This is a genomic window from Latilactobacillus parasakei (assembly GCF_049674265.1).
GTDB classification, from domain to species: domain Bacteria; phylum Bacillota; class Bacilli; order Lactobacillales; family Lactobacillaceae; genus Latilactobacillus; species Latilactobacillus sakei.
The window spans coordinates 912451-935538 of the sequence record NZ_CP186861.1 but is presented as its reverse complement, the minus strand read 5'-3'; the positions used below and the strand labels follow the sequence as shown (position 1 = coordinate 935538).

Sequence of the window (23088 nt, the reverse complement as noted above, 5' to 3'; positions counted from 1 at the left end):
GAATTGAAAAAAATTGATTTAGCGCAACAATTCCTACAAGCCAACTTAAGCGCCTTGCAGTGCCCAATTTGCCAAGGGGCGTTTGCCACTATTAGTGATCACCAATTGGTTTGTGAAGCGGGTCATAGTTTTGACCTAGCTAAAAACGGCACATTATACTTCTTGCCCAAACAAATGAAGTCTGAATATACAAAAGAAATGTTAAGCCATCGCCGGGCCTTTTTACAAGCCGGCTTCTTTAAACCCTTCTTAGATGAAATTGCCAAGCAACTCACGGCCAACAGTCGGATTCTCGATGTTGGTTGCGGGGAGGGCACACCTGTTTACCAACTTGCTCAACAGGTGCCTGCCCAATATATCGGCTTTGATATTTCTAAACCGGCGATTCAACTGGCTAGTGATTACAATCAGGAAGGTTGGTTTTGTGTCGCTGATTTAGCGCGAATGCCGTTTGCTGATCAGAGTTTGGACACAGTCTTGAACATCTTTTCGCCATCGCAATACCAAGAATTTAAGCGGGTGCTCAAACCGGACGGCCAACTCATTAAAGTCATTCCTAATGCCGGTTATTTGCACGAGCTACGAGAATTATTATATCAGGGTCAGGAAAAGGAAAGCTACGATCATGGTCCAGTATTGGACTTATTCGAACAACATTTTCCCGGTTACCAAGAAATTCAGGTTCAACAAAAGATGACCTTAACACCCGAAACATTAGCGGATTTAGTCGAGATGACACCTTTAACCTGGACGGCAACGGAGGAACAACTACAAGCGATTACGTTGGCAGCTTTACCAGAGATATCATTGGATGTCACGGTTTTGGTGGGAAAACAATGAGAAATTAAAGTAATTTTAAGAAATCTGATTGCAAGTCAGAAATAAGGGCGTTATAATAACCACAAGGAATTTTTTCCCTAACTTTTATCAGAATTCTTTTTGATAAAAGCTAGTGATGAAATGACACTAACGTAGTTTCTCGCCGTGAATAACCGAGGGACTACGTTTTTTTATATGGAAAGCACCAGTAGAGCTTTACCATTAAATCGTGTATAATTAAGCTACTGAATCTTTATTGAAGGAAGTTAGATTGTGACTAATCATATTGTTTTATACGAACCACTTATTCCAGCTAATACTGGTAACATTGCCCGGACATGTGCCGGGACGGATACTGTTTTAGATTTAATCGAACCATTGGGCTTTGAAACTGACGACAAACATTTAAAACGGGCTGGTCTAGATTATTGGGACCAAGTGAAGATTAATTACCATAAGAACTTGGATGCCTTTTTAGAAACGGTTCCGGATCGTAAGCATCTTTATTTGATCACGAAGTTTGCCAAGCAAGCTTATTCTGATCAAGATGTGACGGATACAAGCGTCGATCATTACTTTATGTTTGGTAAAGAAACAACTGGCCTCCCAGAAACGTTTATGCGTGAAAATGAAGATCAGTGTCTCCGCATTCCAATGTCAGATCACATTCGGGCTTTGAATTTATCCAACTGTGCAGCATTGGTCATTTTTGAAGCATTACGGCAACAAGATTTTCCAGGGTTAGAAAAGAGTCATTTGTACGATCACGATAAATTAAAATAGGAGTGTTTCTAATGCAAACTAAAAAAGATCCCATTAGCGTTGATGCTTTTCATTTTGACCGTGTGTCACCGGACGCCGAACCACAACAAAATATCCAAGTGAGCTTAGTGAAAATTGATGCTGACGATGAATATTTACAAGAAGCTGATTTAAAAGCCGGTAACATCTATCAAATCGTTACACCATTCCAAGTTATTCCGCAAGGAAGTGGCTTTGCCGTTTCTGGTCAAATTTCACGGGTTGTTCAGTTGCTAGATTTCTTTGGCACACCAGATGAAATTGAACAAAAGGAAATGATGAAATTATCACGACCATTAATCGAATACATTGAAACCTTGACGTATCAAGTGACCGCTGTTGCTTTGAACGAAGGGATTCAACTTCAATTTACAGCACATGAAACACCAGAAGAAGCATAATGATTAAATAAGAGAAGCTAAGGGGAACTTCGGTTGACCTGGGCTTCTTTTTTTGTTTGAATAAAGCCTAAAAGATGGGTTAACCTGAACAGAAGTTCGTGTATAATAAGGATTAGATATGTAAGGTAAGGAGATTTTATGGCAACTCAAACGAAAAAGCGTAAGAAAAAAACGACGACTAAGAAGAAAAAAACACAACAACCTGATTACACGATTAATTTTGTCGGCTTTTTGTTTATTTTAATTAGTCTTTTCTCCGGGCTGAAATTAGGATTTATCGGCGCACTATTTGCGAATGTCTTCCGCTTATTCGTTGGTGACACATTCGTCCTGGGCGCAATCTTATTTGCAATGCTCGGTATTTACCTCTTAATTTATGGCAAACAACCACCCTTGTGGCAACAAAAGACGGCGGGCTTTAGTTTAGCCTATGCTGGTATCTTAATCTGGCTATCGGCGTTCATCTTGCACCAACAAGCGATTAATAACCATTTTGTTGCGGCGACTTGGCGTCTATTATTTGAAGATTTCCAAAAAATGGCAGTCACGACAGAGGTCGGCGGGGGCCTGATTGGGGCCGTGATTTATAGCGGTTCGCACTTTCTATTTGCACAGATGGGCACCTATATCATTGCTGTGTTAATAACAATCATGGGGCTCTTTATTTTTATGGATATTCCTTTTAGTGTAGTTGTTAAAAGTACTCAGCACTTTGTCCATGGCTTATTTCAAGTCGGGCGCTACACTAAATCAGGTTTGGTGAAGGCCACTGAAAAAGGGCGCGATCAAGTCAGCGCACTCAAAGAACAAACGCAAAATGCGTTGTCTGCAGTTGATGAAAAAACATCACCAACCAAAACCGCTAAAAAGACTGTCCCAGAACCGACCGGCGAGCCTGAGAAAACAGGGGTTGTGGTGAACGAACCAGCAACCTTTAAGATTAACGGACCTAAGGATTTACCAAAACCGATTGCAACGCACCAAGCAACTAACGCGGCAGAAGCAACTGAGGAAACACCAACAGAACAAGTGCCAGATGTTGCCGAGTTAACGCATGCCGTAGTAATTGATGAGGATTATGAAATGCCAACCCCTGAATTGTTGACGCAGATCCCACCATCAGATCAGAGTGCGGAATACGAAGCGATTGAAAAAAATCAACAGGTCTTAAAACAAACCTTTGATTCGTTTGGTGTGGATGTCACGGTTAAGAGTGCTAGTCTGGGCCCGGCCGTTACGAAGTATGAAATCCAGCCGGCTGTCGGCGTTAAGGTATCGAAGATTGTCAATTTAGCCGATGATTTAGCGTTAGCCCTGGCGGCTAAAGACATTCGAATTGAAGCACCGATTCCAGGTAAACCATATGTCGGGATTGAAGTCCCTAATACAACTGTCTCAACAGTTTCCTTCAGAGAGATGATCGAACAAGAGCCACCACATCCAGGCAAACCGTTGGCAGTGCCATTAGGGAAAGATATTTCCGGTAAAGTGATTATGTCGGATTTAGCGAAGATGCCGCATCTTTTGATTGCCGGTTCAACCGGTAGTGGGAAATCGGTAGCGATTAACGGGATCATCACCAGTATTTTGATGAGCGCGCAACCCCATGAAGTTAAGTTGATGTTGATTGATCCGAAGATGGTTGAATTAAATGTCTATAATGGGATTCCACATCTCTTGATTCCGGTGGTGACCAACGCTAAGAAAGCGGCCAACGCGTTGAATAAAGTCGTTAAAGAAATGGAACGACGCTATCAACTTTTTGCGGATACTGGTCAGCGGAATATGACCGAATATAACCAGTATATTCAAGGTCATAATGAAGATGGCGAAATCAAGGGCGCGGCCTTACCATACATTGTCGTGATCGTTGATGAATTATCTGATTTGATGATGGTTGCTAGTAACGAAGTTGAAAGTGCGATTATCCGCTTAGCACAAATGGCCCGGGCAGCTGGGATTCACATGATTGTTGCCACACAACGGCCATCTGTCGATGTTATTACTGGTTTAATCAAGGCTAATATTCCATCACGAATCGCGTTTGCGGTTTCTAGTGGGATTGACTCACGGACCATCTTAGATGGTAGTGGGGCTGAAAAGCTCCTGGGTCGTGGGGACATGTTGTACCTACCAATCGGGATGAGTAAACCACTCCGAGTTCAAGGCGCCTTTATCTCCAGTCAAGACGTTGAAAGTATCGTTTCCTTCATCAAAGCGCAAAAGACGGCTGAATACGATGAAGAGATGATTCCAACGGCGGCTGATGAACACCAAGAAACGGCAGATCCAGAAGATGAATATTATCAAGAAGCGGTTGAATTAGTGGTTAAGCAACAAACCGCGAGTGTTTCGATGGTTCAACGTCGTTTTAGAGTCGGTTATAATCGGGCAGCCCGGCTGATCGATGAAATGGAAAGTCGCGGGATTATCGGGCCTTCTGAAGGTAGTAAACCCCGCAAGGTCCTTTTGCAAGAGGTTCCAAGCGAACAACCACCAACTGAATAATGAGCAAAAGCGGTATTAGAATCAGTAGTAGGATTCTAATACCGTTTTTTCAAAGAAAAACCAGAGTTGTTAAAACGGTGGTGCTTTTGAGTTTAACCTACTTTTTTGGTATGATAGTGTCTGTTACATTATTCTTAAAAAGACTTAAGTTGAAAGCAAGCCATTTTAACTGTTAAAACAGTGAGGAGCAGCAAGTATGAATCAAAAAGTAATGGATGGCGTTTATTTAAATATCTTACAAACACAACAATTCAAAACTATTCGCTTTTCTGTGCAATTAGTGGCACCAGCGACTAAAGAAACCCTAACAAAGCGGTCATTACTAGCCAGTGTTTTATCTGCTAGTAGCCAAGCCTATCGTGATCAGGTTGCAATTGCCAATCAACTCCAAGCAATGTACGGGGCCGGTTTCAATATGAATGCTTATCGGCAAGGTAATTTAGCGATTTTTAGTATTTCAATGCGGATTGTCAGTCCCCAATATTTACGGGATACAATCGACTTACAACAACAAGCAATTGCCTTTATTGGCGAATTACTTTTAAAACCAGATATTGTTGATCAAGCCTTTAGCGCGATTACTTTTGATCGGGAAAAAGAAAACTTGCAACGCTATATCGATAGTGTTGCCGATGACAAACAAACTTATGCTGCACTCAAACTACGGGAACTCTACTTTACAGATCAAACGCAACAAACCCCTAATTATGGGGATGCCGATGTTTTAAAAACAGTCACAGCGACTGATTTATACACTTATTATCAACAGATGATTGCAAATGACCGAATTCAAATGACGGTTGTGGGCAACGTGGACGAAGAAAAATTAGCGCTTGATTTAGCACAATTATCACTAGTACCACGGGTTGAAACACTACCTGGGATTTTTTATCAACAAGATGCTAGTGATGCGGTGCGTGAATTGACGGAAGAACAAGCGGTTCAACAAGGTAAGTTAAATATGGCTTATCAATTGCCAACTTACTTCTATCAAAAAGATTATTACGCGGCCTTAGTGATGAACGCGTTGTTTGGCGGCACACCGCTATCCTTACTCTTTACAAATGTCCGTGAAAAGGCGAGTTTGGCCTATTATGCTTCTAGCAACATCGATGCGTTCCGAGGGGCTGTCATGGTTCAAACCGGAATTGAAAGCCATCAAAAAGAACGTGTATTAGCCATTATCGAAGCGCAACGCCAAAGTATTATCGCAGGTGATTTCACGCAAGCGATGTTTGAACAAACTAAACTAGCCTTAATTAATCAATTTAAATCCAGTCTTGATAGCCCAGGTTATTTGGGTCAACAACAATTCAATCAAATCTTTGTACCTGAAACGGAATTAGATGCGGATCGATTTGCGACAGCCATTTTGGCCGTCTCTAAACAAGCGGTCCAAGAACAAGCCGCTAAGATGCAACTGCAAGCAATCTACTTCTTGAAAGGGGTCGATACAAATGAAGCTTAGACAAAATCCCCGCTTGGGCGAAACCCTCTACGAAGACACCCTTGAAAATGGCTTAACGGTCAAGCTCTATCCTAAGAGTGGTTACCATAAGACCTATGCTATTTTAACAACAGACTACGGCGCAATCGATACAACTTTTGTGCCAGCAGGCCAAACGGATTATGTGACGGTTCCTGATGGGATTGCGCATTTCCTAGAGCATAAGTTATTTGAAAAGGCGGATTATGATGCCTTTGAAAAATTTGGGCAATATGGTGCCAGTTCAAATGCGTACACGAGTTTTACACGGACCAGCTATCTCTTTTCGACAACCAGTCACTTGAAGGAAAACTTGGATATCTTGCTTGATTTTGTGCAAGAACCCTATTTCACGACTGCAACGGTCGATAAAGAAAAAGGCATTATTGGTCAAGAGATTCAGATGTACAACGATGAACCAGATTGGCGTTTATTTTATACGGTGCTTGGCAACCTTTATCCACAACATCCAGTGCGAACGGATATTGCTGGGACAGTCGAAAGTATTGCGCAAATTACACCTGAAGAATTGTATCAAGCGCACCAAACATTCTATCAACCAAGCAATATGAATTTATTTATCGTTGGTCAGATTGATGACCCTGAAGAGGTCTTGTCATGGGTCAGCGCTAATCAGGACGCGAAAGAATTTGCACAACCCAGCGATATTAATCGATCATTACCGGAAGAAGAAGCTGACGGCAGTGATATTATTCCGTACCGTTCATTAGAAATGCCGGTGACCCGCAGTAAGAGTATGGTCGGCATCAAAGGGTTAACCGATTTTGGCACTGGCCAAGAAGCACTAGAAATAAAAATTAAGATGAACTTGTTATTAGAGTTACTCTTTGGCGATTCATCAACGCAAGTCCAAAAATTATATGAACAAGGGCTTTTGGATGATAGCTTTGGCTATGAATATGCTATTCAACGCTCATTTAACTTCATCACGCTTGGTGGCGACACTGATGATGCACAAGGCTTATCAGATGCGTTGATCAATATTTTAGAACACTATCAGGAAAGTCCTGATTTTTCAGAAGCCAATTTAGCGTTGGTTAAAAGAGCCGCAATCGGCGAATATTTACAAGCCTTTAATTCGTTAGAAGCAATCGCCAATCAATACAGTGACGCCTTTTTTGATGAAGTAAGTCCGTTTGATGTGTTAGGTTTAATTGAACAAGTGTCGCTAGCGGATTTGGCACAGGTTGCTGCCGAATTCTTCAAAATTGAAATTATGACGGTTTGCCATATCCTACCAGAGGTGGCGCAATAATGAGTCGTTCAGCTTTAATTATTGGCGCTTCGGGCGATATTGGCACCACCATCGCCGAACGCTTAGCAGCGGACGGTTGGTCGCTTTATTTGCACTACAACCAAAATCAAGAGCGCATTCATAAACTACAACAGCAACTCAGTCAACAGTATGCGCACCAAGACTTTTTTGCGCTTCAGTTGGATTTAACGACTGGTACCACTGCGGTCGACCAGTTAAAAAAGCAATTATTTCAAGTGGATGCGGTTATTTTTGCCGCTGGGATGACGACTTACGGCTTATTGCCAGAGGTGTCTGCCGAACAGATCGATGCGTTGTGGCAAGTGCACGTGAAGACACCAATGTTAATTTTACAAGCTTTACAGTCTAAATTAACCCAGAGTGATTTGGGCCGAATCGTTTTTATTGGCTCTATTTACGGCGGTCGGGGTAGCGCGATGGAAGTACCCTACAGCACGGTCAAAGGCGCCCAATCGGCGTTTGCCAATGCTTATGCACAAGAGGTAGGCTCATTAGGCATCACGGTCAACGTGATTGCCCCTGGTGCGGTAGCCACGAAAATGAATCAACAGTTTACAGCAGACGAACAAGCGGCGATTGCCGCTGAGATTCCAACTGGGCGTTTTGCGACGCCGACACAGATTGCTTATTGGGTCCAGACTTTGTTAGCACCAGAAGCCAATTATTTAACGGGACAGACAATTTATGTTGACGGCGGTTGGCTAAAATAAAGAAATCTTAATACAATATCATTGTGGCAATATGCTATAATGACGAGTAATGATAATGGGATAATAGTGGGTGGAATTCAGATGAATGAAATTGGTCAAAAATTACGTGAAGCACGTATTGAAAAAGGTTATACATTAGATGATTTACAACAAATTACGAAAATTCAAAAGCGCTATTTAAGTTCAATCGAAGAGGGCGATTTCGATGCACTCCCAGGCACTTTTTATGTGCGTGCGTTTATTAAGCAATATGCACAAACGGTGGGTGTTGATAGTGAAGCTTTATTAGCTGAATATCAAGATAAGTTGCCTAACGCAAAACCAGAAGAATACGTTGAAAAATCGGTTGAAAATCAAACTCGTCTAACACGCGAAACAACCGACTCTAAATGGTCAAAATGGCGGGGCTTAGCACCACAAATCGCCGTTGTTGCTGTCGTCGTTGTGATTGTAGGGATTGTCTACGGGATTACGCTAAGTAACCGGGGCAAAAACCGGGAAACGTTAACTGAAACTAGTTCATCTGTCACAGTTTCAGGTGACCAATCAACAACCAAAAAAGCAAGTTCAGACGATAATCAACAAAAGACACAAGAAAGTAAGGCCAAAGAAGCTTCTAAAGCAAGCGAACAATCTAAAAAAGAAGCTGACAAAAAAGCCAAAGAAACAAAATTATCAGCTTCAATGACAAGTATGAGTGGTTCACAACAAGCCTTCACTATTAAGAACTTGCCTAACAAGGCTAATACGTTGACGTTCTCAGCTGAAAACGCAACGGCTTGGGTCGGGTTAATCGTTAATGGTTCAACCATTTGGCAAGGTTCTGTTACACCAGGAACTGATCAAACAACGCAATTACCAGCTGGGGTAACCCAATTCTCAGTTAAAACTGGGAACGGGCCTGCAACGAAGATGAAGATTAACGACACAGCTGTTAATTTAAATCCTAATAATGAAACAGTTCAGGTTCGAACAGTGAACTTTACAGCAACACTTGCAAAATAATAAAGAGATGTGAGAGGTCTATCCGATGAATTTACCAAATAAATTGACGATGTTTAGAATTATTTTAATTCCTATTTTTACAATCCTATTAGCGTTTAACGTACCGGCAGTTGAGGTACTCGTTGCTGGGACGGCCATTCCGGTCAGTGAATTGATTGCAACAGTGATCTTTATTGTTGCATCATTGACGGATTTGTTGGATGGAAAAATTGCACGTTCACAACATTTGGTGACTAACTTTGGCAAGTTTGCTGATCCACTAGCGGACAAGTTATTGGTAATGACAGCCTTCATCTTCCTTGTTGAACTCGGTGCAGCACCTGCTTGGGTTGTTGCAATTATTATTTGGCGTGAATTAGCAGTGACTGGTCTTCGATTACTCTTGAGCCAAGGCGGCGAAGTCATGGCTGCTGCCATGCCTGGTAAGATTAAGACGACAACTCAAATGTTGGCGATTATCTTATTATTCTTGCATAATGTGTTCTTTGCGAATATCGGCTTACCAATGGCTGATATCATGTTATATGTTTGCTTATTCTTCACGATTTATTCAGGGACAGAATACTTCATCAAAAATCGTGGTATTTTTAAGGATTCATTTTCTAAATAATCAGCAAAACTGGTCCGCTTTAGCGACCAGTTTTTTTATTGGCAAAATCCCCGCGAATTACGTATTATAGATTGACCGAATAAATATTAAGAACGTTTGTTCGATTTTAACTTGCTTTTATTTAACGAAATCTGTAAACTAAGAGAGTAATGAAATGTACTCTTTTAAGGAGGGTCACTTAATTGGCTAAAGATGAAAGACAAGCAGCACTTGATGCTGCCCTAAAGAAGATTGAAAAGAATTTTGGTAAAGGTTCAATTATGCGAATGGGTGAAAAGGTTGATACACAAGTCTCAACAGTTTCATCTGGTTCATTGGCATTGGACGAAGCGCTCGGAGTAGGTGGTTATCCTCGCGGCCGGATCGTTGAAATTTACGGTCCTGAAAGTTCAGGTAAAACAACTGTTGCGTTACACGCTGTTGCCGAAGTGCAAAAGCAAGGTGGAACGGCTGCTTATATCGATGCTGAAAATGCGATGGATCCTAAGTATGCAACAGCTCTTGGCGTTAACATCGATGACTTACTCTTATCACAACCCGATACTGGTGAACAAGGCTTAGAAATTGCTGATGCCTTGGTATCAAGTGGGGCCGTTGATATTTTAGTTGTCGATTCAGTTGCTGCCTTGGTACCACGTGCTGAAATCGAAGGCGAAATGGGTGATGCCCACGTTGGCTTACAAGCCCGTTTGATGTCACAAGCCTTACGTAAATTATCAGGAACGATTAATAAGACGAAGACGATTGCGTTATTCATTAACCAAATTCGTGAAAAAGTCGGCGTGATGTTTGGTAACCCCGAAGTCACACCAGGTGGTCGTGCTTTGAAATTCTATTCAACTGTTCGGCTTGAAGTCCGTCGTGCTGAAACCATCAAGAATGGGACAGATATGATTGGGAACCGGGCCCGAATCAAAGTTGTTAAGAATAAGGTGGCCCCACCATTTAAGGTCGCTGAAGTTGATATCATGTACGGTCAAGGGATTTCCAGAACCGGTGAATTAGTTGATATGGCGGTTGAAAAAGACATTATCAATAAGAGTGGTTCTTGGTACTCTTATGGGTCAGAACGAATTGGTCAAGGGCGTGAAAATGCTAAAAATTATTTGGCTGATCATGAAGATGTCGAAGATGAAGTTCGTTTGAAGGTTAGAGCAGCTTATGGTATTTCAGATGTACCAGAAGAAGATCTTCCAACAACTGAAGATGAACAAATAAATATTTTACCAGATGATTCAACAGAAGAATAAAGCATGACTAGCAAGAGCCAGGCCAAAACTTAGTTTTGTACTGGCTCTTGTTTTAGGTATAACCGAATAATTAAGGTTAAGGATTGGTAAATTAAGAATTATAGGGCCTACTACCGAATGGGATTGCTAAGAAGTGTAGTGACATTCGCAATTGGACCGACGGCTGTTTGACAATGTCTAAGGGCCTAACACAATAAGCGGTGGATTAACCGAATAAACGAGTGGCAATCGGGCCGGTAAACGGTTGCAATGCTGATACTTTAAGTTGACAGGCGGTTTACTAAACTATAAAATAACTATGTGTTGAAAAATTAAACATAATTACATCTTTAAAAATTTGCAACGTGCTTGCAATTTAAAATTTTTGATGATGCGGAGGTGAAAAAATGAACTTAGATTTGCTATTAATCCTTACCGCAGTCATCATGTTAATCCTCGGTTTTGCCGTTGGTGCAATTTTGCAAAAGAAGGCCCACGAACGTGAAATTGATGGTGCAAATAAGACTGCTAAGGGAATAATCGAATTAGCTGAAAAAGAAGCGGCAACGCGGAAAAAAGAAATTCTTTTGGAAGCCAAGGACGAAAATCATCAATATCGCTCTGAAATTGAAAATGAATTGAAGGATCGACGTGGTGAAGTTCAAAAACAAGAGAATCGATTAATCCAGCGCGAAGAAACGATGGACCGAAAAGATGCGACGCTCGATAAAAAAGAACGGACATTGGAAGAACATGAAAATCGTTTAGCTGAACAGGCGCAACAATTAAAAGAAAAGCAAGCAGAAGTCGAAGCGTTAGTTGAACAACAACGAACGAAGTTACAAGAGATCGCTGAGCTTTCTCATGATGATGCGCAAAAGATCATTTTGGACGAAACGAAACGGAACTTGGATCACGAACGGGCTGTTTTAATTAAGGAAAGCGAAGAATCTGCTAAGGAACATGCTGATCGGACAGCTAAAACATTAGTTGCTGAAGCAATTCAACGTAGTGCAGCAGATATGGTTGCTGAAACAACAGTGACTGTTGTGACGCTTCCTAATGACGATATGAAGGGTCGGATTATCGGTCGTGAGGGTCGGAATATTCGCACCCTCGAAACGTTAACTGGGATTGACTTAATTATCGATGATACACCAGAAGCAGTTGTGCTAAGTGGTTTTGATCCAATTAGACGTGAAATCGCACGAATGACCTTAGAGAAGTTAATTCAAGATGGTCGGATTCATCCAGCTCGTATTGAAGAAATGGTGGATAAATCACGTAAAGAAATGGACGAACAAATTCGCCAAATCGGTGAACAAGCCATTTTTGATGTCGGGATTCATACGATGCATCCAGACCTCATTAAGATTTTAGGCCGTTTACACTTTAGAACAAGTTATGGTCAAAACGTCTTGAATCATTCGATTGAAGTCGCTAAATTAACGGGGATTTTAGCTGCTGAATTAGGCGAAGATGTCACACTCGCAAAACGTGCTGGCTTATTACATGATATCGGTAAAGCATTGGATCATGAAGTTGATGGCTCACACGTTGAAATTGGTGTTGAACTTGCAACGCGTTATAAGGAACCGGCAACGGTAATTAACGCAATTGGCTCACATCATGGTGATATTGAAGCAACATCAATTATCTCAGTTCTGGTAGCTGCATCTGATGCAATTTCAGCTGCTCGTCCAGGGGCGCGTTCTGAATCACTTGAAAACTATATTCATCGTCTTGAGAAACTTGAAAGTATTACGAACAGTTTCAAGGGTGTTGACCATAGTTTTGCAATCCAAGCCGGCCGAGAAGTCCGCGTGATTGTTAAACCAGAACAAGTCACAGATGATCAAGCAACTGTCTTAGCGCGTGATGTTAAGAACCAGATTGAAGATCAACTCGAATATCCTGGTCATATTAAGGTGACGGTTATCCGAGAAACAAGAACAGTTGAGTATGCTAAGTAATTTTTAGTCAGTATATTCTTGGGGGTGGGCAATTAAATTTGTCGCACCCTCTTTTTTTGAATTTCATTAAGAAATCAAGTCCTGGTTGTGTTTATGGGCTGGGATTTGTATAATAAAGTGAATGTTAGAGAAAGTAGGCGAATCAAATGATGCCCATGTTTAGAATCATCGTTGGGTTGTTTGCGACCATGCTCGTTTCGGCCGCAATCACACCGCTCGTTAGACGCTTAGCTTTTGTCTTAGGCGCGGTTGATAAACCCAATGCTCGCCGAGTGAATAAGAAAGCAATGCCCTCAATGGGTGGTCTGGCGATTTTTATTGCCTTTAATGTAGGCACTTTTATTTTATTGCGCGGACAGTTTCCAACGCATGAACTATTTAGTATCTTTTTAGCAGAATGTATCATCATCATCACTGGGATGATTGATGATATCAAGGAATTAAGTCCAAAAGAAAAAATGCTAGGGATTTTAATCGCTGCCTTAGTGATTTACTTTTTAGCGGGTGTGCGGATGAATATCTTAACTATTCCGCTTGTTGGGACCTTTAAATTGGGCTGGTTAAGTTTTCCAATCACAATTTTCTGGATCTTAGCGATTACCAATGCGGTGAACTTAATTGATGGCTTGGACGGTTTAGCGACCGGGGTCTCAATCATCGCCCTATTCACGATGGGCGTGATTGCCTATTTCTTTCTATCGATTACCAATGTGAGTGTTTCAATCATGATTTTCTGTTTAGTCGCTGCGTTAATTGGCTTCTTGCCGCATAATTTCCATCCCGCCAAGATTTTCTTGGGGGATACCGGGGCCTTGTTCATAGGGTTCATGATTGCGGTCTTATCCTTGAAGGGCTTGAAAAATGTGACCTTTATTACGTTATTGATTCCAGTTATTATTTTAGGGGTCCCAATTACGGATACGGTTTACGCGATGTTACGGCGGATCTTAAACCGCAAACCAATTTCACAAGCGGATAAACATCATTTACATCACCGTTTGATGCAATTAGGCTTATCACATCGGCAAACCGTATTGGTTATTTACGGTTTAGCGTTAGTTTTCTCACTCATTTCGTTACTATACCCATTATCAACATTGTGGGGGAGCTTAGCCTTAACAATCGCAGTCTTAATTGGCCTTGAATTGTTTGTTGAATCAATTGGGTTAGTTGGTGAAAATCGCCAACCGCTATTACATTTACTAAAACGATTATTAAAACCTAAAGATGAAGAAAAGGATTAGCCACTGGCTAATCCTTTTTTTGATGGTTATTTTTGATAACGCAAGTCGTGAATGGCTTGGGCGCTGATGGGGACTTCGTTAAATTGCTGTTGGCCAAACGTCAAGGTGAGCTGGCCATTGAGTAATTCTGTCATCTGGGTTTCAAAAGCTGGCACTTCTTCGGTGGGTAACCAGACTGTTAGTTGGATGTTGGTTGTGTATTGAATATCCTGAGCAATCAGATCTAGTTGTGCTAAGCGATTTTGGAGGGAGTCAAACTGCGGATAATCAATGGTTAAATGACAGGCAGTTTGTTCGATTCCTTGAACGATACCAAGATGCTCAAGAGCAGCGGAAGTCACGTGGCTATAAGCACGAATCAAGCCACCAGTTCCTAGTTTAGTCCCACCGAAATACCGCGTAACGACAACACAGAGGTTTGTAAGTTGCATTTGACGCAAGACTTCCAGTATAGGAACGCCTGCAGTACCGCTGGGTTCACCATCATCGCTTTGTTTTTGAATATTAGCGGGTTGTCCCAGTTGATAGGCGAAGCAATTATGATTTGCTTTCGCATGCGTTTTACGGACTTGATCGATGAAGTCTTGGGCAGCGGCTTCATCGTTAACTCGAGCGATTTGGCAAATAAAACGGGACTTTTTAATTTCGAGTTCAAACTGCCCGTCTGCTTGAACGGTTAAATAACTTTCCATAGAGGCCACCTCAAAAAAATAGATTCCGATTGCGTATGTTAGTCCTAAAGGGGTCAATCAAATGGAACAACAAATAATCGCCTGTGGTCGTCAGTTTACTGCGGCCCAGTTAGCCGATACGCAAAATAATAATTATAGTTTACCACAGATTGAGCAGCGACCCGCGTTTTTACGGGTCAAGCATCGCTTGATTTGTCAACGTTGCCAGCAAGTGGTGCCACCGCAAAACTGTTTACCAGACGGTCGCCATTATTGTGCGCAGTGTTTGTTATTTGGTCGCTTGGTAGAGGGCGATTTGTTATACACAATTCCTGAGGATCATTTATTCAAAGCCGTCATACCGAAGTTAACGTGGGAGGGACAACTAACGCCATATCAGGAACAAGCCGCCCAAGCGGTGGTTGAGGTTATCCAAGCCCAAAAACGGCACGTATTAACGGCTGTGACCGGCGCCGGGAAGACCGAGATGCTTTTTCAAGGGATTTTAGCTGCGCTCCAAAAAGGACAGCGAGTATGTCTGGCGGCCCCTAGAGTCGCAGTCTGTCTAGAACTTTATCCGCGACTGCAAGCCGCTTTTGCGACGACAAGTATCATGTTGATGTACGGTGAGCAAACAGAGCCCTACCGCTATACCCAATTAGTGATCTGCACGACGCATCAATTGCTGAAGTTTTACCACGCATTTGATACGGTAATCGTTGATGAAGTGGATGCTTTTCCTTTTGTTGATAACCCGGTTTTAGCTACGGCAGTTGAACAAGCTTGCAAGCCTCAGTGTGCGTTATTATATTTAACGGCCACGCCGACACCGGCCATTAAACGAGCGATTGCTGCTAAACAAATGACGGTCAGTGAACTTCCACTTCGTTTTCATGGGTACTTATTACCAGAGCCACAATGCCATATCACGTTTAATTGGCGGGCCCAGTTAAAAAAAGGTCGTTTACCTAAGCGGCTTGAGCGTGATTGTCAGACTTGTTTAAAAACGCAACAGGTGTTGCTATTTATACCGCAAGTCAGGTTATTAAAACCAGTTGCCAACCGACTATCAATTTTATTACCGGCAGTCAGAATTGAAACGGTGCATGCAAACGATCCGGATCAGATCAAAAAGATTGCGGCGTTTAGAGCACAGCAAATCCAATTAATGGTGACGACCACCATTTTGGAACGGGGGGTCACATTTAAAAACGTTGCGGTTTTGGTCTTGGGAGCAGAGCACCTGGTGTTTAATGAATCAGTTTTAGTGCAGATTGCCGGGCGAGCGGGACGGCATAAAGATTATGCCCACAATCCGGTTCATTTTTATTATCAGGATTACACGCGTGCGATTAAGGGGGCTTGTCGACAAATTAAAGCCCAAAATCAGAGGGGACGGCGATTACAATCAACTGTTTAATGTGCCAGAATGTCATTATCGAAAAGCCGAGCATTAAGCAACTGCTGCAATTAAAACCACTACTTAAGCCACACATCTGCCAAGTTTGTTTACAGCAATTTGAACGCATCAGTGGCAATCGTTGCTCGGATTGTAGTCGGCCGCTACCGAAGGGTATTTTATGTTCTGATTGTCAGCAATGGCGCCAACTTTATCCCCAGCAGCATTTCAAAACTCAGGCGCTCTTTACTTATAACCGAGCGATGCAGTTGTATTTTCAACGTTATAAGGGCCAAGGAGATTATCAAATACGACTGTTATTTGAACGGGAGATTCGAACACGATTTCCAGTAAAACCGCATGTGATTTACATGCCGATTCCCGCTGATGAGCAACATCTACAAGATCGCGGTTTCAATCCGGTCCAGGGATTATTCGAGAATTGCTTTCCGCTAATGCCGCTTTTGAAAAAGCAGCCAACAGAGAAAGGCCAAGCACAAAAAAATCGTGTAGAACGCCTGGCAAGTCCCCAATTTTTTGAATTAATACCACAAAAATTACCTGCTAAGGTGCAATCGATAATAATCTTGGATGATATTTATACGACGGGCCGAACGGTGTGGCATGCACAACAATGTCTGCATGCTAAATACCCCCGGCTTGCAATTAATGCGATTACTTTAGCTAGATAGTAATCGTTTTATTTGTCTATTGGCCGCAATTTATATATAATGAACTTAGTAACAAAGCCCCAATAATTTATCGATTATTGGGTGACAAATAACCAATGGGGTTATTTGTGAAAGGGGAGAAATCATATGCTAAGTTTTAATGTCCGTGGAGAAAATATTGAAGTCACAGAAGCAATTCGGAGTTACGTTGAGAAAAAAATCAGCAAACTCGAAAAATATTTTGATGAGTCAGCTACCGCAACTGCACACGTTAACTTGAAAGTCTATCCTGATAAAACAGCGAAGGTCGAAGTGACTATTCCGCTCCCTTATTTGGTTCTTAGAGCCGAAGAAACATCACCAGACATGTACGGTAGTGTTGATCTGGTAACTGATAAACTAGAACGTCAAATCCGTAAATACAAAACAAAAATTAATCGTAAATCACGCGAACGTGGTATCAAGGGTGTTGAATTAGTGGTTTCTTCTGAAGAAACTTTACCAGAAGAACCAATGCAAGTTGTTAGAACTAAACGTGTTTCATTAAAACCAATGGACAGCGAAGAAGCTATCTTACAAATGAACATGTTAGGTCATGAATTCTTTATCTTTGAGGATTCAGAAACAAATGGCACAAGCATTGTTTACAAACGCCAAGACGGTCGTTATGGTTTGATCGAAACAGATGAATAACAATTTTAAATAGACATCGTGAAGAGTTCGAAACAAACAAAATAGTGTTTGTTTCGGGCTCTTTATTTATTTTCAGAATAAGACTATAGGTAATAGGGTTAATTTTATGGCCAATCGCACGTATTTGTTTAAGCAGTAGGTTTTAATTGACTGTAATAAATGTTAGAATAAGTTGTTAGTGGTCCAGTAATTCTAAAATTTAATTAAAATCATAGTGATCAGAATTTCCAGAGGAGAATTATAATAAATGGCAAATTTTCTAAAATCATGGGTAGAAAGCGATAAACGTGAAGTTGCACGAATGGGCAAAATTGCCGATAAAGTGCAATCTTATGAAGATGAATACAGTAATTTATCAGACGAAGCGTTACAAGCGAAGACACCTGAATTCAAAACAAGATTAGCAAATGGCGAAACATTAGACGATATTTTACCGGAAGCATTCGCGGTCGCTCGAGAAGGCGCTAAACGTGTGCTTGGTTTATTCCCGTTCCGAGTTCAAATTATTGGTGGGATTACATTACACGAAGGCAATATCGCTGAAATGAAAACTGGTGAAGGTAAAACGTTAACCGCTACAATGCCCGTTTATTTGAACGCGCTTGCGGGCCAAGGGGTCCACGTTGTTACCGTCAATGAATACCTTTCAAGTCGTGATGCGACTGAAATGGGTGAATTGTATAATTGGTTAGGTCTTTCAGTTGGGTTGAACTTAAATGCGAAGACCCCTGAAGAAAAACGGGATGCTTACAACTCTGATATTACGTATTCAACCAATAGTGAACTTGGTTTTGATTACTTACGTGATAACATGGTTGTTTACAAAGAAGAAATGGTACAACGTCCATTGAACTTTGCAATTGTCGATGAAGTGGATTCAATCTTAATTGATGAAGCTCGGACACCTTTGATTATTTCTGGACAAGCAGAAAAATCAACGGCACTTTATATCCGTGCGGACCGCTTTGTGAAAACCTTAAAAGAAGATACAGATTATAAAATCGATTGGCCTACAAAAACAATTAGTTTAACAGAAGCCGGTATCGGTAAAGCTGAAGCTAACTTTGGCCTTGATAACTTATATGATATTGAAAATACAGCATTGACCCATCATTTGGATGAATCATTACGGGCTAACTTCATCATGTTGAAGGATATCGATTATGTGGTCCAAGATGGTGAAGTCTTGATCGTTGATCAATTTACCGGCCGTGTGATGGATGGTCGTCGTTATTCAGATGGTTTACATCAAGCGATTGAAGCCAAAGAAGGCGTTGAAATCCAAGATGAAACCAAAACAATGGCTAACATTACGTACCAAAATTACTTCAGAATGTATAACAAACTTTCAGGGATGACTGGGACGGCTAAGACCGAAGAAGAAGAATTCCGTGAAATTTACAATATGGAAGTTATTTCAATTCCAACGAACCGCCCAATCGCACGTAACGACAAATCAGATGTCTTATATCCAACGCTTGAAAGTAAATTCCACGCTGTTGTAAAAGACATCAAATCACGTTACGAAAAAGGCCAACCAACATTAGTTGGGACAGTTGCGGTTGAATCTTCAGAATTATTATCACGTTTGTTAGACGAAAACAACGTACCACATGCTGTCTTGAATGCGAAAAACCATTTCAAAGAAGCTGAAATCATCATGAATGCTGGCCAACGGGGCGCTGTTACAATCGCTACTAATATGGCTGGTCGTGGGACTGATATTAAATTAGGACCTGGTGTTACAGATTTAGGTGGCTTAGCTGTTATTGGGACTGAACGTCATGAATCACGACGGATTGATAACCAACTTCGAGGCCGTGCTGGTCGTCAAGGTGATCCTGGTGAAACACAATTCTACATGTCATTGGAAGATGACTTGATGAAACGTTTTGGTTCAGAACGAATCAAAGCATTCCTAGACCGGATGAAGATTTCAGACGATGATGCTGTCATCCAAAGTAAGATGATTACTCGCCAAGTTGAAGCCGCACAAAAACGGGTTGAAGGGAATAACTACGATACACGTAAACAAACCCTTCAATACGATGATGTCATGCGTGAACAACGTGAAGTGATCTATAAACAACGGATGCAAGTCATCATGGCAGAAGACAACTTAAAAGAAGTGATTATGCCAATGATTTCAAGAACGGTTAAACGAATCGTTCAATTGCACACACAAGGTGATACAGCAGATTGGAACCTTGAAGCAATTCATGATTTTGCAACGACTTCAATGGTCAGTGAAGAACAATTAACGATTGAGAAGTTACAAGGTAAGTCAGCTGAAGAAATCGAAGCATTATTGATGACTTTTGCAGAAAAGAATTATGCGACAAAACAAAAACAATTATCTGATGAAAATCAAATGCTTGAATTTGAAAAAGTTGTTATTCTCCGTGTTGTTGATGAACGTTGGACAGACCACATCGATGCGATGGATCAACTTAGAAATTCAATCGGATTACGGGGCTACGGTCAAATGAATCCATTGGTTGAATATCAAGAAGAAGGCTACAGAATGTTTGAAGAAATGATTAGTGATATCGATTACGATACAACTCGACTCTTCATGAAGGCGGAAATTCGTCAAAATATTCGACGCTAATTAACGAATGGCTGAGGCAATTGACTTAGCCATTTTTTAATGGCATGAAATCAAAAAGAGGTTAATCAAATGGAATTAAGTGAAGCAAGACATTTATTAAACGAAATTGAGAGTAAAATAACGCAGTTCAGGGGGTCTCTTTGACTTAGAAGGCCTGCAAGAAAGCATCGCGCAAAATGAAGCGCAGATGGCAGATCCTGATTTTTGGAATGACCAACAATCAGCGCAACAATTAATTGATCAAAATAATGTGTTAAAAGAAAAATATGATTCTTTTAACCAATTACAGGCGCAGTTTGAAGAATTGAGTGTCACTTTAGAGTTATTACAAGAAGAACCTGATGATGAGCTACAGGCGAGCTTTGAAGCCGATTTAGAGCAGATTCAAAGTCAGATGCGCCAATATGAACTGGGGCAATTGTTATCAGGTGAATACGACAGCAATAACGCGATTGTCGAATTACACCCAGGGGCTGGCGGAACAGAATCCCAAGACTGGGGGGCCATGTTATTACGGATGTATCTACGTTGGGCAGATGCGCACGGTTTTACCGTAGAAACAGAGGACTATCAAGCAGGTGAAGAAGCCGGCATTAAAAGTGTCACTTTGATGATCAAGGGCCATAATGCCTACGGATTATTGCGCTCTGAAAAAGGGGTCCATCGCTTAGTTCGTATTTCACCATTTGATTCAGCCGGTCGGCGTCATACATCATTTTGTTCGGTCGATGTGATGCCTGAATTAGACGGTTCGATTGATATCGAAGTGCGCACAGAAGACTTGCGGGTTGACGTTTTCCGTTCAAGTGGGGCTGGTGGGCAACATATCAATAAAACCTCTTCAGCGGTCCGCTTAACCCATTTACCAACGGGGATTGTGGTTAGCTCACAAGCACAACGGTCACAATTGCAAAATAGAGAAACCGCGATGAATATGTTGAAGGCTAAGTTGTATCAAAAAGAACAAGAAGAACAAGCTAAAAAAGCAGCTGCCATCAAAGGGGAGCAACTCGAAATTGGCTGGGGTTCTCAAATTAGATCGTATGTTTTCCATCCCTATACGATGGTTAAAGATCACCGGACTAATTACGAAACAGGTAACGGTCAAGCTGTCATGGACGGCGATTTAGATCCATTTATGTATGCTTACTTGCAATGGCAATTGAGCCAAAAAAATCCGAATTAAGCTTGGCGGAGGGATTCGTTAGAGTTTACTAATTTTGATGCCGAATAAGTAAGATGGCATGCTATAATAAAATACGACTAGTGTTTTTTGTAGATTACATGATGAACAATTAAAAAGGAGTGTTACCTCAGTGATTCGAATGACGAATGTGTCCAAAGAATATCCAAATGGTGTCACAGCAATCAAGGATTTATCCGTAACGATTGATGCTGGCGAATTTGCCTATATTGTTGGACCAAGTGGTGCTGGTAAATCAACATTTATTAAGATGTTATATCATCAATTAAAGGCCACCAGTGGTGAAATTGAAGTGGCTGGTTTTGACTTAGTGAATATGAAAGATCGGGAAGTCCCTTATTTACGCCGTAAAGTCGGTGTGGTTTTCCAAGATTTCAAATTATTACCACGGTTGACAGTTTTTGAAAATGTCGCTTACGCAATGGAAGTCATTGAAGCTGAACCCGAAGTCATCCAAAAACGGGTACTTGAAGTGCTTGAATTAGTGGGCCTAAAGGCTAAAAATGATCGTTTTCCTAACGAATTATCTGGTGGGGAACAACAACGGGTCGCTGTTGCACGGGCCATCGTTAACTATCCAGAGGTCCTCATTGCTGATGAACCAACTGGGAACTTAGATCCAGAAACTTCTGAAGGCATCATGGATATTTTAGAAGCCATCAACAATAAAGAAACAATTGTTTTAATGGCGACTCATAACAGACAAATGGTTAACGAACGGACGCATCGTGTCTTAGCGATTGAAGATGGTCGTTTGGTCCGGGATGAAAAAGAAGGTGAGTATGGCTATGAAGATTAGAACGTTGAAGCGCCATTTAAATGATAGTTTTAAGAGTTTAAAGCGTAATGGCTGGATGTCAGTGGCTGCTGTCAGTGCCGTTACCGTTACATTACTATTGGTCGGCGTTGTTTTTGCGATGATTTTTAATTTTAATAAAATTTCAAATGATATCGAAAATGACGTGCACGTCCGGGTAATGGTCGAACGTGGTACAACCAATGATCAAAAAGATCAGTTAGAAAAGAAACTTAAAAAAATGGCGTCTGTCAAAAAAGTCACTTATTCAAGTCGGAAAAAAGAATTGAATAAAGTGGTTGGTAGTTATGGCCAATCATTCAAGATGTTTACCGGCGACGATAACCCACTTTATGACGTTTACATGGTCAGCACAACAAACCCTAATAAAACGATTGGGGTTGCCAAAAAAGCTAAGAAATTAGCTCATGTTTACGATGCTACTTATGGTGGTAATAATGCTAAGAAACTCTTTAGCGTGATGAAGAATATCCGTAAATGGGGCTTAGGTTTTGCAGCGTTGCTCTTATTCGTAGCTGTCTTCTTAATCTCAAATACAATTCGGATTACGATTTTATCACGACGTGACGAAATCGGGATTATGCGCTTAGTTGGGGCAACCAACGCCTATATTCGTTGGCCATTCCTCTTTGAAGGGGCTTGGACTGGGTTATTAGGGGTAATTGTTCCGGTTATCGTAATCGATTTTGGCTATGTCTGGGTTTATAACCATATGGCCCTCAGCATGGCTTCTGCCGGTTACTCACTTTTACGACCTGGCATGTTCTTATTCCAACTCGATTTAACAATGGCTATTTTAGGGATTGTTATCGGGGCCTTGGGATCAGTTGTTTCAATGCGTCGTTTCTTAAAAATCTAAAAGTAATCATAATGATTTATAAAAAGGGATCTCAGCTTTTTAGCCGAGGTTCCTTTTTTAGCGCTTTTAAGGGCTAGGCA

The 23088-nt window shown here is 41.3% G+C and carries 20 protein-coding genes; 19 read left to right on the top strand and 1 reads right to left on the bottom strand.

All coding sequences use genetic code 11. From position 1 onward, the window contains the following. Positions 1–3 precede the first annotated feature (3 nt). The 12 genes from ACPBEH_RS04765 (at position 4) to ACPBEH_RS04710 (ending at position 14083) form a co-directional block, all read left to right on the top strand. Complete coding sequence (locus ACPBEH_RS04765) at positions 4–840, top strand: methyltransferase domain-containing protein (protein WP_424349901.1); 837 nt, start codon at positions 4–6, stop codon at positions 838–840. Positions 841–1092: 252 nt separating this feature from the next. After that, positions 1093–1602 carry a tRNA (uridine(34)/cytosine(34)/5-carboxymethylaminomethyluridine(34)-2'-O)-methyltransferase TrmL gene (gene trmL / locus ACPBEH_RS04760; RefSeq protein WP_011374188.1) on the top strand — a complete coding sequence of 170 codons (510 nt, stop codon included), beginning with the start codon at positions 1093–1095 and terminating at the stop codon, positions 1600–1602. 11 nt (positions 1603–1613) lie between these two features. Continuing rightward, on the top strand, positions 1614–2021 hold the full coding sequence (locus ACPBEH_RS04755) for a DUF1149 family protein (RefSeq protein ID WP_056948858.1): 408 nt from the start codon (positions 1614–1616) through the stop codon (positions 2019–2021). A 138-nt stretch (positions 2022–2159) separates the two neighbouring features. Continuing rightward, complete coding sequence (locus tag ACPBEH_RS04750) at positions 2160–4529, top strand: DNA translocase FtsK (protein ID WP_424349900.1); 2370 nt, start codon at positions 2160–2162, stop codon at positions 4527–4529. A 196-nt stretch (positions 4530–4725) separates the two neighbouring features. Next, entirely contained in the window at positions 4726–5997 is a 1272-nt protein-coding gene (gene yfmF, locus ACPBEH_RS04745; protein ID WP_424349899.1) for an EF-P 5-aminopentanol modification-associated protein YfmF, read from the top strand. Next, positions 5987–7291 carry an EF-P 5-aminopentanol modification-associated protein YfmH gene (gene yfmH, locus ACPBEH_RS04740; protein ID WP_424349898.1) on the top strand — a complete coding sequence of 435 codons (1305 nt, stop codon included), beginning with the start codon at positions 5987–5989 and terminating at the stop codon, positions 7289–7291. Before yfmF ends, yfmH begins: the two co-directional genes overlap by 11 nt. Next, positions 7291–8022 carry an elongation factor P 5-aminopentanone reductase gene (ymfI, locus tag ACPBEH_RS04735; RefSeq protein ID WP_424349897.1) on the top strand — a complete coding sequence of 244 codons (732 nt, stop codon included), beginning with the start codon at positions 7291–7293 and terminating at the stop codon, positions 8020–8022. The genes yfmH and ymfI overlap by 1 nt, the downstream gene beginning before the upstream one ends. A gap of 81 nt (positions 8023–8103) precedes the next feature. Beyond that, positions 8104–9027, top strand: a complete 924-nt coding sequence (locus ACPBEH_RS04730) for a RodZ domain-containing protein (RefSeq protein WP_424349896.1) — start codon at positions 8104–8106, stop codon at positions 9025–9027. A gap of 25 nt (positions 9028–9052) precedes the next feature. Next, entirely contained in the window at positions 9053–9637 is a 585-nt protein-coding gene (gene pgsA, locus ACPBEH_RS04725) for a CDP-diacylglycerol--glycerol-3-phosphate 3-phosphatidyltransferase (protein ID WP_424349895.1), read from the top strand. 182 nt (positions 9638–9819) lie between these two features. Then, entirely contained in the window at positions 9820–10887 is a 1068-nt protein-coding gene (recA, locus tag ACPBEH_RS04720) for a recombinase RecA (protein ID WP_011374196.1), read from the top strand. Positions 10888–11273: 386 nt separating this feature from the next. Next, entirely contained in the window at positions 11274–12839 is a 1566-nt protein-coding gene (rny, locus tag ACPBEH_RS04715; protein ID WP_424349894.1) for a ribonuclease Y, read from the top strand. A 155-nt stretch (positions 12840–12994) separates the two neighbouring features. Beyond that, a complete protein-coding gene (locus ACPBEH_RS04710) occupies positions 12995–14083 on the top strand; it encodes a glycosyltransferase family 4 protein (RefSeq protein ID WP_424350053.1) in 1089 nt (362 codons plus the stop codon). A gap of 26 nt (positions 14084–14109) precedes the next feature. Here ACPBEH_RS04710 and ACPBEH_RS04705 read toward each other — a convergent pair whose 3' ends face one another. Continuing rightward, positions 14110–14775 carry a YigZ family protein gene (locus ACPBEH_RS04705; RefSeq protein ID WP_424349893.1) on the bottom strand — a complete coding sequence of 222 codons (666 nt, stop codon included), beginning with the start codon at positions 14773–14775 and terminating at the stop codon, positions 14110–14112. 61 nt (positions 14776–14836) lie between these two features. On the opposite strand from ACPBEH_RS04705, the gene ACPBEH_RS04700 reads away from it, so the two are divergent. From ACPBEH_RS04700 to ftsX, 7 genes are all read left to right on the top strand, one after another. Then, complete coding sequence (locus tag ACPBEH_RS04700) at positions 14837–16174, top strand: DEAD/DEAH box helicase (protein ID WP_424349892.1); 1338 nt, start codon at positions 14837–14839, stop codon at positions 16172–16174. Next, the gene (locus ACPBEH_RS04695; RefSeq protein WP_424349891.1) at positions 16174–16845 is read left to right on the top strand and encodes a ComF family protein; all 672 of its coding nucleotides are present in this window, start codon (positions 16174–16176) and stop codon (positions 16843–16845) included. Before ACPBEH_RS04700 ends, ACPBEH_RS04695 begins: the two co-directional genes overlap by 1 nt. 126 nt (positions 16846–16971) lie before the next feature. Continuing rightward, the gene (hpf, locus tag ACPBEH_RS04690) at positions 16972–17517 is read left to right on the top strand and encodes a ribosome hibernation-promoting factor, HPF/YfiA family (RefSeq protein WP_011374202.1); all 546 of its coding nucleotides are present in this window, start codon (positions 16972–16974) and stop codon (positions 17515–17517) included. 247 nt (positions 17518–17764) lie between these two features. Further along, positions 17765–20128, top strand: coding sequence for a preprotein translocase subunit SecA (gene secA, locus ACPBEH_RS04685; protein WP_424349890.1), 2364 nt, complete (start codon positions 17765–17767; stop codon positions 20126–20128). Positions 20129–20197: 69 nt separating this feature from the next. Continuing rightward, positions 20198–21314 (top strand): peptide chain release factor 2 gene (gene prfB / locus ACPBEH_RS04680; protein WP_424349889.1). Its coding sequence is split into 2 segments (ribosomal slippage): positions 20198–20269 and positions 20271–21314, totalling 1116 coding nucleotides; the frame shifts between segments, so codons are not numbered across the junction. 130 nt (positions 21315–21444) lie between these two features. Then, complete coding sequence (gene ftsE, locus ACPBEH_RS04675; protein ID WP_011374205.1) at positions 21445–22131, top strand: cell division ATP-binding protein FtsE; 687 nt, start codon at positions 21445–21447, stop codon at positions 22129–22131. Beyond that, on the top strand, positions 22121–23008 hold the full coding sequence (gene ftsX / locus ACPBEH_RS04670; protein ID WP_424349888.1) for a permease-like cell division protein FtsX: 888 nt from the start codon (positions 22121–22123) through the stop codon (positions 23006–23008). Before ftsE ends, ftsX begins: the two co-directional genes overlap by 11 nt. Positions 23009–23088: the final 80 nt, after the last annotated feature.